Origin of the sequence: Hymenobacter sp. B1770, assembly GCF_049896385.1 — a bacterium.
GTDB lineage: Bacteria > Bacteroidota > Bacteroidia > Cytophagales > Hymenobacteraceae > Hymenobacter.
In genome coordinates, this window is the sequence record NZ_JAFCUF010000007.1 from 68,823 (window position 1) to 83,420 (window position 14,598).

General features: G+C 59.0%; 13 protein-coding genes and 1 pseudogene. 6 read left to right on the forward strand and 8 right to left on the reverse strand.

What is annotated here, in order from left to right; genetic code table 11:
• Positions 1 to 31: 31 nt before the first annotated feature.
• The 3 genes from cmk to ACP7AJ_RS14885 form a co-directional block, all read right to left on the reverse strand.
• Positions 32 to 721: a (d)CMP kinase gene (gene cmk, locus ACP7AJ_RS14875; RefSeq protein ID WP_426061002.1), complete on the reverse strand. Its 690-nt coding sequence runs from the start codon at positions 719 to 721 to the stop codon at positions 32 to 34.
• Positions 722 to 752: 31 nt separating this feature from the next.
• Positions 753 to 1,160 carry a hypothetical protein gene (locus ACP7AJ_RS14880; protein ID WP_426061003.1) on the reverse strand — a complete coding sequence of 136 codons (408 nt, stop codon included), beginning with the start codon at positions 1,158 to 1,160 and terminating at the stop codon, positions 753 to 755.
• A gap of 359 nt (positions 1,161 to 1,519) precedes the next feature.
• Positions 1,520 to 1,681: a hypothetical protein gene (locus tag ACP7AJ_RS14885; protein WP_426061004.1), complete on the reverse strand. Its 162-nt coding sequence runs from the start codon at positions 1,679 to 1,681 to the stop codon at positions 1,520 to 1,522.
• Positions 1,682 to 1,756: 75 nt separating this feature from the next.
• Here ACP7AJ_RS14885 and ade point away from each other — a divergent pair, with 75 nt between their 5' ends.
• From ade to pgl, 5 genes are all read left to right on the forward strand, one after another.
• A complete protein-coding gene (ade, locus tag ACP7AJ_RS14890; RefSeq protein WP_426061005.1) occupies positions 1,757 to 3,418 on the forward strand; it encodes an adenine deaminase in 1,662 nt (553 codons plus the stop codon).
• A 127-nt stretch (positions 3,419 to 3,545) separates the two neighbouring features.
• Positions 3,546 to 4,091: a hypothetical protein gene (locus ACP7AJ_RS14895; RefSeq protein ID WP_426061006.1), complete on the forward strand. Its 546-nt coding sequence runs from the start codon at positions 3,546 to 3,548 to the stop codon at positions 4,089 to 4,091.
• A gap of 400 nt (positions 4,092 to 4,491) precedes the next feature.
• Entirely contained in the window at positions 4,492 to 5,997 is a 1,506-nt protein-coding gene (gene gndA, locus ACP7AJ_RS14900; RefSeq protein ID WP_426061007.1) for an NADP-dependent phosphogluconate dehydrogenase, read from the forward strand.
• A 42-nt stretch (positions 5,998 to 6,039) separates the two neighbouring features.
• Complete coding sequence (gene zwf, locus ACP7AJ_RS14905; RefSeq protein WP_426061008.1) at positions 6,040 to 7,554, forward strand: glucose-6-phosphate dehydrogenase; 1,515 nt, start codon at positions 6,040 to 6,042, stop codon at positions 7,552 to 7,554.
• Between the two features lie 3 nt (positions 7,555 to 7,557).
• Positions 7,558 to 8,283 (forward strand): 6-phosphogluconolactonase, encoded by a 726-nt coding sequence (pgl, locus tag ACP7AJ_RS14910; RefSeq protein WP_426061009.1) that lies wholly within the window; start codon positions 7,558 to 7,560, stop codon positions 8,281 to 8,283.
• A 21-nt stretch (positions 8,284 to 8,304) separates the two neighbouring features.
• Here pgl and rpiA read toward each other — a convergent pair whose 3' ends face one another.
• The 4 genes and pseudogenes from rpiA to ACP7AJ_RS14930 form a co-directional block, all read right to left on the reverse strand.
• Positions 8,305 to 9,054 carry a ribose-5-phosphate isomerase RpiA gene (gene rpiA, locus ACP7AJ_RS14915; RefSeq protein ID WP_426061010.1) on the reverse strand — a complete coding sequence of 250 codons (750 nt, stop codon included), beginning with the start codon at positions 9,052 to 9,054 and terminating at the stop codon, positions 8,305 to 8,307.
• A gap of 169 nt (positions 9,055 to 9,223) precedes the next feature.
• A complete protein-coding gene (locus ACP7AJ_RS14920; protein WP_426061011.1) occupies positions 9,224 to 9,634 on the reverse strand; it encodes a response regulator in 411 nt (136 codons plus the stop codon).
• Positions 9,635 to 9,706: 72 nt separating this feature from the next.
• A pseudogene (locus ACP7AJ_RS14925) lies at positions 9,707 to 10,681 on the reverse strand (PLP-dependent cysteine synthase family protein); the annotation flags it as partial.
• Between the two features lie 212 nt (positions 10,682 to 10,893).
• Positions 10,894 to 12,225, reverse strand: coding sequence for an erythromycin esterase family protein (locus tag ACP7AJ_RS14930; protein ID WP_426061012.1), 1,332 nt, complete (start codon positions 12,223 to 12,225; stop codon positions 10,894 to 10,896).
• 370 nt (positions 12,226 to 12,595) lie between these two features.
• Between ACP7AJ_RS14930 and sucD the strand changes: the two genes are divergently transcribed.
• The gene (gene sucD / locus ACP7AJ_RS14935; protein WP_426061013.1) at positions 12,596 to 13,477 is read left to right on the forward strand and encodes a succinate--CoA ligase subunit alpha; all 882 of its coding nucleotides are present in this window, start codon (positions 12,596 to 12,598) and stop codon (positions 13,475 to 13,477) included.
• A 123-nt stretch (positions 13,478 to 13,600) separates the two neighbouring features.
• On the opposite strand, the gene ACP7AJ_RS14940 is transcribed toward sucD, so the two are convergent.
• Positions 13,601 to 14,335, reverse strand: coding sequence for a hypothetical protein (locus tag ACP7AJ_RS14940; RefSeq protein WP_426061014.1), 735 nt, complete (start codon positions 14,333 to 14,335; stop codon positions 13,601 to 13,603).
• Positions 14,336 to 14,598: the final 263 nt, after the last annotated feature.

Sequence of the window (14,598 nt, forward strand, 5' to 3'; positions counted from 1 at the left end):
CTAAACAAGTAAAAAGCTTAATTTTAAGCGCTTACACGTGCGGCGCAAACAACGCCGCCGACACGCGTTCCAACACAAAATCAACCTGCTCGTCAATCACAAGGTGGGTGGTGTCGAGCAGCACGGCGTCGGAGGCGCGGCGAAGGGGGCTTTCGGCGCGGGTCGAGTCGAGGTGGTCGCGCTTGCGCAGGTTCTCGATGATATCGTCGAGGGCTACTTGTTCGCCGCTGTCGGCCAGTTCAATTTGGCGGCGCTGGGCCCGCACTACTACGTCTGCCGTCATGAACACCTTCACCTCAGCATCCGGAAACACCGTGGTGCCAATATCGCGGCCATCCATCACCACGCCGCGCTTGCGGCCCATGCGCTGCTGCTGAGCCACCATGGCGTGCCGCACCATGGGAATTACCGACACCTCGCTTACGGAGTTAGAAATAACCATCTGGCGGATGTCGTCCTCACGGTTCACGCCATCCAGGAATACTTCGTTGCGCCCCGTGCGCCGGTTGCGGCGGAAGCTAACCTGCAAGGTGTGCAGGGCCTGCTCTACGCGTGCCAAATCATCGAAGGCAATCTGGTGCTCGAGCAGGTACAGCGTCACGGCGCGGTACATGGCCCCAGTGTCGACGTAGGCGTAATGCAGGGCCGAAGCCACAGCTTTCGCAGTAGTGCTTTTCCCGCAGGAAGAGTAACCATCAATGGCGATAACGAGTTGTTTCATAACGACGCGGGCGGCCATTGGCCCCGCAAGATTACGAAATCCAAGCCTTACGAACGGCGGGAGGGGTCTTCAGGCGGGCAGGAACCGAAGCAAAAAAAGCCGCTACCGAGGCGCTTTCTCCCTCATTCAGTTGAGCATCGACCAAATGAAAGGGGTTGAAAAAAAATCTTTCGCCCAAGCCCACGCCCGTTGTGCCGTCGCGGCCGGTGCCCCATTCGCCCCGGTACACCTGCACCAGGCAGTGCCCCAAAAAGCACCCCAGAGCCATAACTACCCCCGGGCGGTCGGCAGCGGGCAACACGCCGCGCTGCGCTTCAATAAAGTTGGCCAGGTGGGCCACGGCTTCGGCGTCGAAGGCTTTCAGGTTTAGCTGCGCACGTACTTGCTCGGCGGCAGCCTCAATGGAATCGAGGGGGGTGGGAATTGCTTTGTTCATCATTTTAAGCGGTATAACTTGGTGCGGCACTTCCTATAGCCACCGGCACTTGTCACTAATTGTTTTTCTAAATTTCACGAGTAGCAACGAGTTGGTCCTTTTTTTCCGGTCGGCGGCCAGCATTTGCTCGCTCAACAGTGGCCTGCTCTTCACGAATGGCCGCTCATCTCTCAATGCGGTTTGGGAGGCCGGCCATGGACTGACGTAGGCCTTTGGGAAAGCATCGTGCCACAGCCGCGGCACGCGGGCTGACTCCCCCGCAGGGTACTTGGCTAGCCAAAGCTTTCAGGAGAAACGAAATTGCAATTTAAAAACCTACCTGAATAAGAATGATAAAGCATCGGCAGCCATAAGCGCTGCAGCTAATGCCCGCAGGGGCATGGCACCGATTTGCCGCCGCTGTGATTTTTGTACCAGCTGGTTTTCTTCTGTTGCGCAGTGCGGCGGGCGCAGCTGCTCAGGGTGCTGGCCCCAAAACTTAGCAGCACCAGCAGCAGCAACAGAAACGACAGGGATTTCCTCATGGCAGGTATTTTACTCAAAGTTAAGGTTCTTTGCCAGCTGGGCCGCCCGGCTCGTCACTACTATTCGCTTCCCGCATGCCCTCCGCTGATTTTTCGCTCCTCGCCAACGTCGTCGACATCTTTGCTCGTTCCATTCAGCCTGCCACCATTGAGGTGGTAGGCGGCCGCATTGCCAGCATCACGCCCACGGGCGCCACCTCGCCCGATGCGGCCCTCCCCTACGCCCTGCCCGGCTTCGTGGATGCCCACGTGCACGTGGAAAGCTCGTTGCTGGTGCCAACGGAGTTTGCCCGCCTGGCGGTAACGCACGGCACGGTAGCTACCGTGTCCGACCCCCACGAAATCGGCAACGTGCTGGGAGTGGCCGGGGTGGAGTTCATGCTGGAAAATGCCAGCCATTCGCCGTTCAAGTTCTGCTTTGGGGCGCCCAGTTGCGTGCCGGCTACGCCATTTGAAACGGCCGGCGCCGAAATCACCGCCACCGACATTGCCCGGCTGTTCGAAAACCCCAAAATTGGCTACCTGGCCGAGATGATGAACTGGCCCGGCGTGTTGCACCGCGACGCCGATGTGATGGCTAAAATTGCCATTGCTCAGGCCGCTGGCCGCCCCGTCGACGGCCACGCCCCCGGCCTGCGCGCCGACGATGCCGCGCACTACGCCAGTGCCGGCATCAGCACGGACCACGAATGCTTTACCGCCGAAGAAGCCCGCGACAAGCTGGCCGTGGGCATGAAAGTCCTCATTCGCGAAGGCTCGGCCGCGCGCAACTTCGATGCCCTCATCGAGCTGCTGCCCGAGCACTACGCCAACCTGATGTTCTGCTCCGACGACAAGCACCCCGACACCCTCGTGCTTGGCCACATCAACCAGCTGGTGCAGCGCGCCGTGGCCCTCGGCCACGACGTGTTTCAGGTCCTGCGCGTGGCCTGCATCAACCCCGTGAAGCATTACAACCTGCCCGTAGGCCTGCTGGAAAAAGGCGACCCTGCCGACTTCATCACGGTAAGCAACTTGCAGGGCTTCGAGGTGCTCCAGACCTATCTGAATGGCGAGCTGGTGGCCGAAAACGGGCAGGCGCGGCTACCGGCCGTGCCCATTGCCGTGGTCAATAATTTCCACGCTCAGCCCGTGCGGGCCGAAGATTTTCAGCTGCCTGCCCCCGGCCCCGGGCAGCCCACGCTGCGCGTCATTCAGTGCTTCGACGGCCAGCTCATCACAGCGCGGGTCGACGTTCCGGCCCGGGTAGCAGGCGGCTTGGTAGTGCCCGAAGTAGCCACTGATGTGCTCAAGCTGGCAGTCATCAACCGCTACCTGCCGCAGGTGGCGCCGGCCCTGGCTTTCATCCGCGGGTTTGGCCTGAAGCACGGTGCCTTGGCCAGCAGCGTAGGCCACGACTCGCACAACATCACGGCCGTGGGCTGCGACGATGCCAGCCTGGCGCGGGCCGTCAACTTGGTGATTGCCGCCAAAGGCGGCTTGGCCGCGGTGGGCGCCGATGGTCAGGAAATTCTGGTGCCGCTGCCCGTGGCCGGCCTCATGTCGGACCAGGACGGCCCCGGCGTGGCCAGTGCCTACGCCGCCGTCGATGCGCTGGCCAAGCAGCTGGGCTCGCCGCTAGGCGCCCCGTTTATGACGCTGTCGTTCATGGCTCTGCTAGTGATTCCCAGCTTAAAGCTAAGCGACAAAGGCCTGTTCGATGGCCAACAATTCGCCTTCGTAGCTGCTGTAGAGTAAGCGTGGCCTTTTTGTTTTTACTGCCAAAAAGCAATTTTTGGTTGCTCTGCTACGTACTAGGTCGCCATGCCCGGCGGGCGGTTCATGCCAGCGCTCGGCCTGGCTTCGCTTAACGTTATCTAACTCTATGCTTTCGCTTTTCTCGTTTCAACGGCTTTGGCGTGCACTACCGAGGCTGGCCCTGCTCCTGGCGCTTGCTGTGGTGCAACCGGCCGTTGCGCAGAAGTACCGCACCGCTGCCGGCCTCCGTGCTGGCGGCGGCAGCTACGGCCTCACCGTGCAGCAGCTGGTGGTGCCCAAAACCACGCTGGAGGGCCTAGCCATGTTCTCGCCCCGCGAACGGAGCGCCACTGTGCTGGCCGAGCGCCACTTCGGCATCCTCGGCCCCAGCCTGAACTACTATTTCGGTGCCGGCGCACACGTGGGCAACCACCGCGACGAAGGCGCTTTTTGGGGTTTCGACGGCATAGTGGGCGCTGAATACAAAATCGCCTTTGTGCCCATTGTGCTTTCTCTTGACTTTAAGCCCACCATCGAGTTTGGGTCTGGCGACTGGAACCGGTTTCCGACTGCCTTCTCGGTGCGCTACATTTTAGTTAAGCAGAAGAATGAAGGAATCAGGGGAGTCTTCGACCGAATTAAGACTAAAATAAAAGGGCGCGACTCCGATTGAGTTGCGCCCTTTTAGCGGGCTCTGCGCAGCGGCAAATCTCCGAAGGGACTGGTTGTTGAAATTCAATTGACCCTGATTTTCAACAGTCCGCGCATTCTTTTCTTGCCTCAGAAAATCGGCTGGGCGTTATGTAGGGAGCACTGGGCCGCACTGTAGCATCGGCTTGGGTGGCTGTAAGCACAGCCTTTACCGTAAGCAAGTAGGCTATGGCCTTGCATTCCTACCAAAGGCGGCCGCTGCTTCTGCCGCTAATCTGGAGCGGGCAAACCGGCTGTTCTTTAGAATTTCGGCTAGGCAAGCGGGCGGATATGCGCTATTGGCAGGCGCCAGTGGCGAGGCATGTCTGCACGGCCGCCTGCGTTTTGACCTCTCACCTTTCACTGTACTGCAACGCATTCGTATGAGCACACCGCTGAATTCCTTCTCCTTAGGCATGATTGGGCTGGGCACCATGGGCCGCAACCTGCTGCTGAACCTCGCCGACCACGATTTTGCCGTGGCTGGCTACGACAAGGACGCCGAAAAAATCCAGCTGCTGGCCGAGGAAGGAGCCGGCAAACCCGTGCAGGGATTCACCGACATTGCTGAATTTGTGCAGCAGCTGCACACACCGCGGTCCATTATGCTGCTGGTGCCCGCGGGCCGGATTGTCGACAGCGTGATTGAGGAATTGCTGCCTTTGCTCACGCCCGGCGACATCCTCATCGATGGCGGCAACTCCTACTTTACCGATACCAACCGCCGCGCGGCCGCGCTGGCCGTTGCCGGCTTCCACTTCTTCGGCATGGGCATTTCGGGCGGCGAAGAAGGCGCCCGCTTCGGGCCCAGCATGATGCCCGGCGGTGACCAGCACGCCTACGCGGTGGTGCAGCCCATGTTCGAAGCCATTGCAGCCCGCGCCGACGACGGCCAGCCCTGCGTAACCTACATCGGGCCGGGCGCGTCCGGACACTTCGTAAAAATGGTGCACAACGGCATCGAATACGGCCTTATGCAGCTCATTGCCGAAACCTACGAGCTAATGAAGCGCGGCCTGGGCCTCGACAATGCCGCCATAGGCCAGGTCTTCGCGCAGTGGAACGCCGGCCGGCTGCAGTCCTTTTTGCTGGACATCACCAAGGACATTTTTGCCTTCCGCGCCCCCGGCACCGACCACTTGCTGCTCGACGACATCAAGGACGAGGCCCGCTCCAAGGGCACGGGCAAATGGACCTCGCAGGTGGCCATGGACCTGGAAGTGCCCCTGCCCACCATCGACACGGCCGTGGCCCTGCGCAACCTTTCGAAGGCCAAAGCCCTGCGCGAGCAGCTGGCCACGCTCTATGGCCCGGCCCCTGCGCCGCTGGCTTCCGACCCGGAAGCTTTCCTGACCAGTCTGGAAGAAGCTTTTTTCTTCAACATGGTCATCACCTATGCCCAGGGCATGCAGATGCTGGCGAAGGCCTCTGAGGAGTACGCCTACAACCTGCAGCTGGCCGATATCGCCAAAATATGGCGGGGCGGCTGCATCATCCGCTCCAGTTTTCTCAACGACATTTTCAATGCTTTTCAACAAGCCCCCGGACTGGAGCACTTGCTGCTCGATGAGCAGGTTTGCCAGCAAGTGAGCCAGGCCGTGCCCGGCGCGCGCACAGTGGTGGCAGCAGCCACGGCGGCCGGACTGGCCGTGCCGGCCTACGCGGCTTCGCTGGGCTATTTTGACAGCTTGCGCAGCGCCCGCATGCCCTCCAACCTGATTCAGGCGCAACGCGACTACTTCGGGGCTCACACCTATGAGCTGATTGGCCACGAGGGCGTGTTTCACTCGCAGTGGACGCCTGCCCACGAGGACGCGGCCAACAAAACAACCACCACGCAGACGGGGCCCGCCGCCACTACCGAGCAGCCCGTTATTCCGAACAAGTAGGCGGCCCGCCGCTTGTTTTCCTTCTGCAAGACCCGCCTTTCCATGAGCACTACTAAAAAGATTCCGCCGACCATTTTCGTGATTTTCGGCGGCACTGGAGATTTGAATGCCCGTAAGCTGGCACCAGCCCTTTATCACCTGTTTCTGGGTGGATGGCTGCCCGAGCAGTTCGCCCTCATCGGCACAGGCCGCACTGAGCTGTCGGATGAAGAATTCCGGGGGCGGATGCTGGACGGCATCAACGAGTTTTCGCGCACCGGCAAAGCCGCCAAATCCGAGTGGAACAAATTTTCGGAGCACATGGTGTATCAGGTGGCTGATGTCAAGAACGCGGCCACTTACAAGGAGTTTGGCAAGCGCATCGCAGCATATGAGCAGGAGTGGCAAGTACAGGCCAACGTCATTTTCTACCTGGCCGTGGCGCCGGAGTTTTTCCCCATCATCGCCTCGAACCTAGCCAAAAGCAACCTGGCCGACGACACGGACCGCACGCGCATTGTGGTGGAGAAGCCCTTTGGCCACGACCTGGATTCGTCGCGCGAACTGAACCGCCTGCTGGCTGAGATTTTCGATGAGTGCCAGATATACCGCATCGACCACTACCTGGGCAAGGAAACGGTGCAGAACATCATGGCCTTCCGCTTTGCCAATGCCTTGCTCGAACCGCTGTGGAATCGCAACTACATAGAGCACGTGCAGATTTCGGTGACCGAGCAGCTCGGCGTGGGCGACCGCAGCGGCTACTACGACGGCGCTGGCGCCATGCGCGACATGATTCAGAACCACCTGCTGCAACTGCTGTGCCTGGTGGCCATGGAACCGCCCGTTAACTTCAACGCCGACGAAGTGCGCAACCGCAAGGTGGACGTGTTGCGCGCCATGCGCCGTTTTTCCGCCGAAGACGTGCGGGAGTCGGCCGTGCGCGGGCAGTACGGCCCGGGCTGGATGGAAGGCCAACAAGTGCCCGGCTACCGCGAGGAAGCGGGCGCCAACCCCCAATCGAACACGGAAACCTTCGCTGCGGTGAAGTTTTTCGTGGACAACTGGCGCTGGCAGGGCGTGCCATTCTACGTGCGCACCGGCAAGCGCATGCACCGCTCGGCGTCCATCATTGCCATTCAGTTCAAGGATGCGCCGCACTACATCTTCCCGCCCGAAACGGCCGAGAGCTGGCAGCAAAACCGCCTCATCATTAGCATTCAGCCCGAAATGAGCATCCGGCTGCAGGTGCAGGCCAAGCGCCCCGGGCTCGACATGATGCTCAACACCGTGGACATGGTGTTTGACTACAAAGGCACCTACACCAACCAGGCCCCCGAAGCCTACGAAACGCTGCTGCTCGACACCATGCTCGGCGACCAGACGCTTTTCATGCGCGGCGACCAGGTAGAGGCGGCCTGGGACCTCATCATGCCCATTCTGAAATCGTGGGAAGGCCGTACCAGCCAAAGTTTCCCCAACTACTCCGCCGACTCGTGGGGTCCGGAACTGGCCGAGGCCCTGATTGCCCGCGACGGCTTCCACTGGTTCACGCTTCCCCTCAACGGTAACAAATAGCCCATGCCGCTCCACATTCACCCCACCGCCGACGAAGTACTGCACCATTTGGCCAATTATTTCTGTGAGCTGGCCGGCCAGGCCATTACGGCCCGGGGCCGGTTTGTGGTAGCGCTCTCGGGCGGCAGCTCTCCCCGCAAGCTGTATGAGCTGCTGGCCTCGGCTGCCTTCCGCGACAGCGTGAGCTGGGGGCAGGTTTATTTCTTCTTCGGCGATGAGCGCTACGTGCCGCCCACCGACGCCGAGAGCAACTACCTGATGGCTAGAACGGCGCTATTGGCTCCACTAGGCATTTTGCCTGAACAGGTATTTGCCGTCGATACTTCGCTGCCCCCGGCGGCGGCAGCACAGGCCTACACCCGCAGCCTGGAGCAGTTCTTTTTCGGCGCCGGCGCCCAATTTGACCTGGTCTTGCTTGGCCTGGGCGATGATGCGCACACGGCTTCGCTTTTTCCGCACACGCCCGTGCTGCAGGAAACACAGGCGGCCGCCAGGGAGGTGTTTCTGGAAGACAAGCAAGTGTACCGAATAACGCTGACCGCACCGCTCCTAAATCAGGCGAGGGCCGTGGCTTTCCTGGTATACGGGGCCGGCAAAGCAAGCGCAGTCGAGCGGGTGCTGAACGGAACTCACGACCCTGCACGCTTCCCTGCCCAGCTAATAACGCCCGTCGGCGAGCTGCATTGGTTCCTGGATGACGCAGCAGCATCTCTCCTCTCCGAAGCCTGATTTTTCGAAGCAGCCAGTCCCTTACAGCGGTATGCTGAAGCTTGCGGCGGCCACGGGCTCCTTTCCGGGCTGCAGCACCAGCACTTCGGCCCCGCGGGCCACCACAGCGGCCTGCGCCAATCCTAGAAACAAGCCGTGCTCCACGATGCCGGGAATGCCCTGCAGGTGAAGGGCGAGCCGTTCGGGTTCCGGCACGGCCTCAAAGTGGCAATCCACCAGAAAGTTATTTTGGTCGGAGCGTGCTGCTTCCATAGAGTCGTTTTTCATTGACCGCAACACCGGAGCGCCGCCCAAAGCCGCCACGGCGTCCAGTACCCAAGGCAGCGCAAAAGGCACCACTTCCAGGGGCAGAGGGAACCGGCCAAGTTGCGTCACCACTTTCGAAGAGTCAGCGACGATGAGCAGGTAATCGGAAGCAGTAGCCAACACCTTTTCGCGGAGCAGCGCCCCGCCTCCGCCTTTCACTAGCCTCAGCTGCGCATCGAGCTCATCGGCGCCATCCACGGTAAGATCGAAACGCAATCCGCGCCGGGGTTCCACAAGGGGAATGCCAGCCTGTTGGGCTAGGGCTTCGCTGGCCAGGGAAGTGGCTGTGGCCTGCACCTGCAAGTCGCTCTGGCGGATGGATTCGCCTAGCGCGGCGATAAAAAAAGCCGCAGTGCTGCCACTGCCCAGCCCCACTAACATGCCGCTGCGCACCCAGCGCAGGGCTGCCCGGGCCGCTAGTCGTTTTTCTTGTTCTGGCTGGGCAGTTTGTTGTGGCGTAATCATATGGCGAGCGGCTGGGAACAATAAAAATAGGGCAATTTGGCTACCGCATAAAAAAAGCCCCGACCACTTGGTCGGGGCTTCTTCTATGACTTGGGAAAACCAGCAACGCAGCTTGGTTTTGATTCAGAAGCTGCTTGGCTTGCGAGATTCCAGCAAGCGTTGCCAGCGCTTACTGAAAGCGCTTCTCCAGCAGTTTGCGCATCTTTTCCTCGGTAAGAGGTTTGGTCAGGTATTCGACATTGGGGTACTTAGCCACGCGGGCCGTATCGGCGCCGTGCATGGAGGTGGTGAGCACGGCCATCACCGTTTTGTCCTGTACAGGCTGAGGAAGAGCATTATACAGCTCCAGGAACTCAAAGCCGGAGATACCGGGCATCTTCAGGTCCACGAACACCAAGTCGGGTGCGGGAGTCGAACTGTCGCCCGTAGTGTCGCCCCACAGCTGCTCGAAGGCCTCATCGGCGCGCGAGAAGGTGCTCACGTGGTCGGCAACTGCCAAACGACCCAACAGGCGATTGTTTAGAAAGCTGGTGGTCTCGTTATCGTCTACCAGTACAATGTGATTCAAATTAGCAGACATGTATAGTGATTGATTTCTAGCTTTTACGAAGATAGCAACCTTGGCGCACTCCCACAATAGTCGGGCCGTTTATAGCCAGCCCTGCGCCCGCATCCAGTCGTCGTTGTAGATTTTTCCAAGGTAGCGAGTGCCGTGGTCGGGCAACACAATAACCATGGTATCGTCTTCCTTCAAGTGCTCACGGGCATACTCCAGGGCGCCGTACACGGCCGAGCCGCACGACCAGCCCACGAACAAGCCTTCCTCTTTGGCCAAGCGGCGCGTCATGACGGCAGCGTCTTGGTCGGTCACTTTTATGAATAAATCAATCAGGTCAAAATTCACATTCTTGGGCAGAATGTCTTCGCCGATGCCTTCAGTTTTGTAAGGATAGATTTCGTTCTCGTCGAAAATCCCGGTTTCCTTGTATTTCTTGAAAACCGAGCCGTAGGTATCGAGGCCAATGGTGACCACGGCGGGGTTCTGCTCTTTCAGGTACTTGCTAGCGCCGCAAATAGTACCGCCCGTGCCCACACCGCAGGCGTAGTGTGTGATTTGGCCCTCGGTGCCGTTCCAAATTTCCGGGCCGGTGCTGTCGTAGTGCGCAGCAGCGTTCGACAGATTGTCGTACTGGTTGGGATAGAAAGAATTGGGCGTTTCCTGACTCAAGCGCTTGGCTACGGAATAATAGCTGCGTGGGTCTTCAGGGGCCACGTCGACGGGGCACACCACTACTTCGGCGCCCACGGCGCGCAGGATGTCCTGCTTTTCCTTGCTCTGCTTGTCGCTCATGACAAACACCGTTTTGTAGCCTTTGGCAATGGCGGCCAAAGCCAGGCCCATGCCGGTGTTGCCGCTGGTGCCCTCGATGATGGTGCCGCCGGGCTGAATGAGGCCAGCCTTTTCGGCATCCTCAATCATGCGGATGGCCATGCGGTCTTTCACCGAGTTGCCGGGGTTGAAATACTCTACTTTGGCTAAAATAGTGCCTTTGATACCGTCGGTTACCTTGTTGAGCTTAACGAGTGGAGTATGGCCAACGGCCTCGATGACGTGGTTAAAATACATTGATTAACTTGGGTGGGGCTAAGTCTTAATTAAGGAGCAAAGGTACAAATTCCGGCGGGGAGGCGCAGGCAAACCACATGCTTATTGGTATTATGCGGCCTGCTGCTTTCTCTCTTCGTGGAAGCAGCAGGCCGCGCCATCCTTGCGGTTTGGCAGCTTTACTAATCCTTAGTAAGCTGAATCAGTTCCCCGGCTCCGACCGACTCAGCTACTCACCCGCCCATATTTGGCAGGGGGCGCAGGGCCTGAGTTTGTTCAATGAAAATGAAGGCGTCGTAGCGGTGCGGCAGGTTGGTGGGCACGTAATTGCCGCTTTCACTCGCGGGGTTGTACACCACACCGATGGCGCGGTTGCCGCGGCGTTGGTTCAGCTGGTCGTTACCGCGCCAAGAGTCCAGCAGGAACAGGTTGTTGCCAGGCCGCTGCTCATGAATGACAGCTTCCCAAGAGCCGCTTTTAGCTGCTGGCACGGGCATGGTCGTCACAGGTCCGCCCCACCGCGGCGCTGCAGTTACAGTGCCGGCATAGGTGCCAAAGCCCACGATATACACACCCGCCGACGCGTGTTGTTCGCGCATGAGCTGACCCACGTTCACTTCGCCGCGGTTGGCCATGTCGGTGTGGCGGGCGTCGCCCACGTGGGTGTTGTGCTCCCACACGGCAATCTTGGCATTTGACCCATGGAAACTCATTAACCGATCAATGGTCTCAGCCATGTGCTGGTCGCGGATGTTCCAGGAGGTGCTGCTGCTGCGCACGGCCGCGCGGTTGTAGCGCTCAGCGTTCACGGCGACCAAGGCATTTTGTTCAGCATTGAAAGCCCCTTCGTGGCCGGGCGGCAGGGTTTTCATGCGGTTGCGCACGGCAGTGAGCACATTGGCTACCGCCTCGGCGCAACTGGCGCCGCCCATGGTGGCGCGGCCGTAGGCCTCGTCGCTTTGGTTGTAGGGGCCAAGGCAGTCCAGAGCGGCATCAACGGCTTGGCGCGTGGCTGGGTCAGCCTCCGGAAAATTAGAGCGAATGCTTTGCAACGACTCCCATAGGCTATAGACGTCGAGGCCGTAGAAGCCCACTTTGCGGGCAGCTGGCTGGGTGCTGTTGTACGTCCGCAGCCATTCGGCTAGGTCGGCAATTTCGGTATTAGCCCACATCCAGGTGGGCCAGCGGGTGAGGCGCTGCAGCACGGCCGTCGCCGACGTGCCGTTGTTAGCCCCTTTCACGTAGCGGTTGAGCTCGTACATATCCGGCCAGTCGCCCTCAACTCCAATAAGGGTGTAGCCTTTCTCCTGAATCAGGCGCTTGGTGATGGCGCTGCGCCAGGCATAAAACTCGGTGGTACCGTGCGAGGCTTCGCCCAGCAGGGCGTAGCGAGCCGTGCCCAGTTGGTTGAGCAGGGGGTCGAGGTCCCGGGGCGTTTCCAGGCGCGACATGCCCTGCTCGGGAATCGTTATCGCGGTGCTCGGAAAGGCGGAGCCGTCTTTATTAGTGCAACTGGTGAAGAACAAGCACCAGCTTAGTAGCAAGGCGAAAGGGAAGTGTTTCACTGCTGATATCTCCTAACAAAATAGATTAGATAAAGCGAATTCGTCTGATACTTTGGCCATATTGCCACCGTAGCACAGCCCTAGTAAAGTCGATGGTCACAGGCATCTGCTTTGCATCTGCACGTCCGTGAGCAAGTCAAAATGGAAGCACAGCGACTAACAGTCGATATAAAAACGATTCCGCTCGCGCCAGGATTCGCAACACCCACCTAATTCCGTAGTAATACCGTTGTTCGGCCATCGTACGCACTCCTCAGTCTTTCAACGTAGACGTGCCTTGCCGCGCCCCTAAAAAGCCCTACTTTTGCAGCACCATTGCCCGTCCGGGCTTTCCTTCTCACTCCATCAATTTCCCAAAAAACACCTACGAATGAGCGTTCTGGTTAATAAAAACTCCAAGGTTATCGTGCAGGGCTTTACGGGCTCCGAAGGTTCGTTCCATGCCCAGCAGATGATGGACTACGGTACCAACGTGGTGGGCGGCGTAACGCCCGGCAAAGGCGGTTCTGAGCACCTGGGCCGTCCCGTATTCAACACCGTGGCCGAAGCCGTGGAGAAAGCCGGCGCCGACACCAGCATTATTTTCGTGCCCCCGGCTTTCGCCGCCGACGCCATCATGGAAGCGGCCGATGCGGGCATCAAGGTCATCATCACCATCACCGAGGGCATTCCCACCAAGGACATGATTGCCGTGAAGCACTACCTGAAAGACCGGGAAGGCATCACGATGATTGGACCGAACTGCCCCGGCGTAATGACCGCCGGCGAGTGCAAAGTGGGCATCATGCCCGGCTTCATCTTCACCAAAGGCAAAATCGGCATCGTTTCCAAGTCAGGTACCCTGACCTACGAAGCCGTTGACCAGCTCACCAAAGCCGGCTTGGGCCAGACCACGGCCATCGGCATCGGCGGCGACCCCATCATCGGCACCACCACCAAGCAGGCGGTTGAATTGCTGATGAATGACCCCGAGACCGAAGGCATCGTGATGATAGGCGAAATCGGTGGCGGCATGGAAGCCGAAGCTGCTCGCTGGATTAAAGAAACTGGCAACAAGAAGCCCGTAGTAGGCTTCATCGCCGGCCAGACGGCCCCTCCCGGCCGCCGCATGGGCCACGCCGGTGCCATCGTAGGCGGTGCCGATGACACGGCTGCTGCTAAAATGGCCATCATGCGCGAGTGCGGCATCCACGTGGTGGATTCGCCCGCTGAGATTGGCGACACCATGCTGCGCGTGCTGGGCGGCAAGTAATACCCGCTTGGTGCAGCGATGCATTCAATTACAAAAAAGCCTCAGCAGAAGCTGAGGCTTTTTTGTTGCTATAACAATCTGGCGCTGGTTAACACTGCAAATTTTTGCTTCACAAAAAGTTAACTACTCGCCCATAAATCCCTTGGGGTCCAGATTAACGACAATTCCTATCTGAAACACCGAGTTAGCGGCCTTGAGAAACTTGTTGTTCCGGAAGCCAAAAATCTGGCCGCTCATTATCTGCAGTTGCACGGGCCCCGCAATCTGGGTGCGGGTGAAAGTGATGGGCTCAAAAAACACGTTGTTCTCACCGGGGGCAACCTGGCCGTCGATGCGAAAGTTATTGAGCTGCATGTAGCTCATGCGCAGGGCAGCGCCGTAGGTCAAGGGGAAATCGCGCTTGAACAGGCGGAGGTTGTCGCTTTTCTTGCGGGCGTAGTTTACCTGAGTGAAAATTTTGGACAGGCTGCCGTCCAGCGTGCGGGAGGTAACTTTCTCAGCGTCGCGCTCGACGCGCTGGGTGCTGCCGCCCCCGGCTCCGACGTACACTTCCAGCACGCGCTTGTCGGGCAGGCGGGTGAAATAGCCTACGCTGAGCTCGCCAAAACCGAGGTTCTCTGTTTTACGAGTCCGGTCGCGATTGAGCGATGAAAACGTGCCAGCAACGCCCAGATGGTCAGTGACTGCGTAGGCGCCTTGCAAGGCGAAATTATTTTGGAGGTTGGTGCTGATAGAACCGTAGGCCTCTCCCTGGTGTGTGAGCAACGGCGCGTGAGGCGGAGGCGGAAAATACAGTGAGGCACAGCTGGTGAGGCCGGTTAGGAAGGGTAAATAGGCAAAGCGCAACAGGTGCTTCATGGGATATGGCAAAGCAGGAAAAAGGCAAAACAACGCCTGATACGGCAATTTCGCGTTTTCGCCGGACTTTCCCGCTTATTTCTGGATGAGCTCAGAGTGCGAAGGTCAAAGAACAGTATTTTGGGATGCTTGTGTTGTAGGCATAATGTGATGCAGGACGCAGCCTCATGTATGAGGTTCCAAGATGGGAGCGAGATGCTTCTACAAGCCTCAACGACTAACTAACTTCTCTTTTTCCGATAAGCTCTCGGTTACATTGGCAA

Bases quoted from the DNA above. Each gene is read 5' to 3' on its own strand.
- cmk (WP_426061002.1), bottom strand. From the start codon at position 721: ATGAAACAACTCGTTATCGCCATTGATGGTTACTCTTCCTGCGGGAAA.
- ACP7AJ_RS14880 (WP_426061003.1), bottom strand. From the start codon at position 1,160: ATGATGAACAAAGCAATTCCCACCCCCCTCGATTCCATTGAGGCTGCC.
- ACP7AJ_RS14885 (WP_426061004.1), bottom strand. From the start codon at position 1,681: ATGAGGAAATCCCTGTCGTTTCTGTTGCTGCTGCTGGTGCTGCTAAGT.
- ade (WP_426061005.1), top strand. From the start codon at position 1,757: ATGCCCTCCGCTGATTTTTCGCTCCTCGCCAACGTCGTCGACATCTTT.
- ACP7AJ_RS14895 (WP_426061006.1), top strand. From the start codon at position 3,546: ATGCTTTCGCTTTTCTCGTTTCAACGGCTTTGGCGTGCACTACCGAGG.
- gndA (WP_426061007.1), top strand. From the start codon at position 4,492: ATGAGCACACCGCTGAATTCCTTCTCCTTAGGCATGATTGGGCTGGGC.
- zwf (WP_426061008.1), top strand. From the start codon at position 6,040: ATGAGCACTACTAAAAAGATTCCGCCGACCATTTTCGTGATTTTCGGC.
- pgl (WP_426061009.1), top strand. From the start codon at position 7,558: ATGCCGCTCCACATTCACCCCACCGCCGACGAAGTACTGCACCATTTG.
- rpiA (WP_426061010.1), bottom strand. From the start codon at position 9,054: ATGATTACGCCACAACAAACTGCCCAGCCAGAACAAGAAAAACGACTA.
- ACP7AJ_RS14920 (WP_426061011.1), bottom strand. From the start codon at position 9,634: ATGTCTGCTAATTTGAATCACATTGTACTGGTAGACGATAACGAGACC.
- sucD (WP_426061013.1), top strand. From the start codon at position 12,596: ATGAGCGTTCTGGTTAATAAAAACTCCAAGGTTATCGTGCAGGGCTTT.
- ACP7AJ_RS14940 (WP_426061014.1), bottom strand. From the start codon at position 14,335: ATGAAGCACCTGTTGCGCTTTGCCTATTTACCCTTCCTAACCGGCCTC.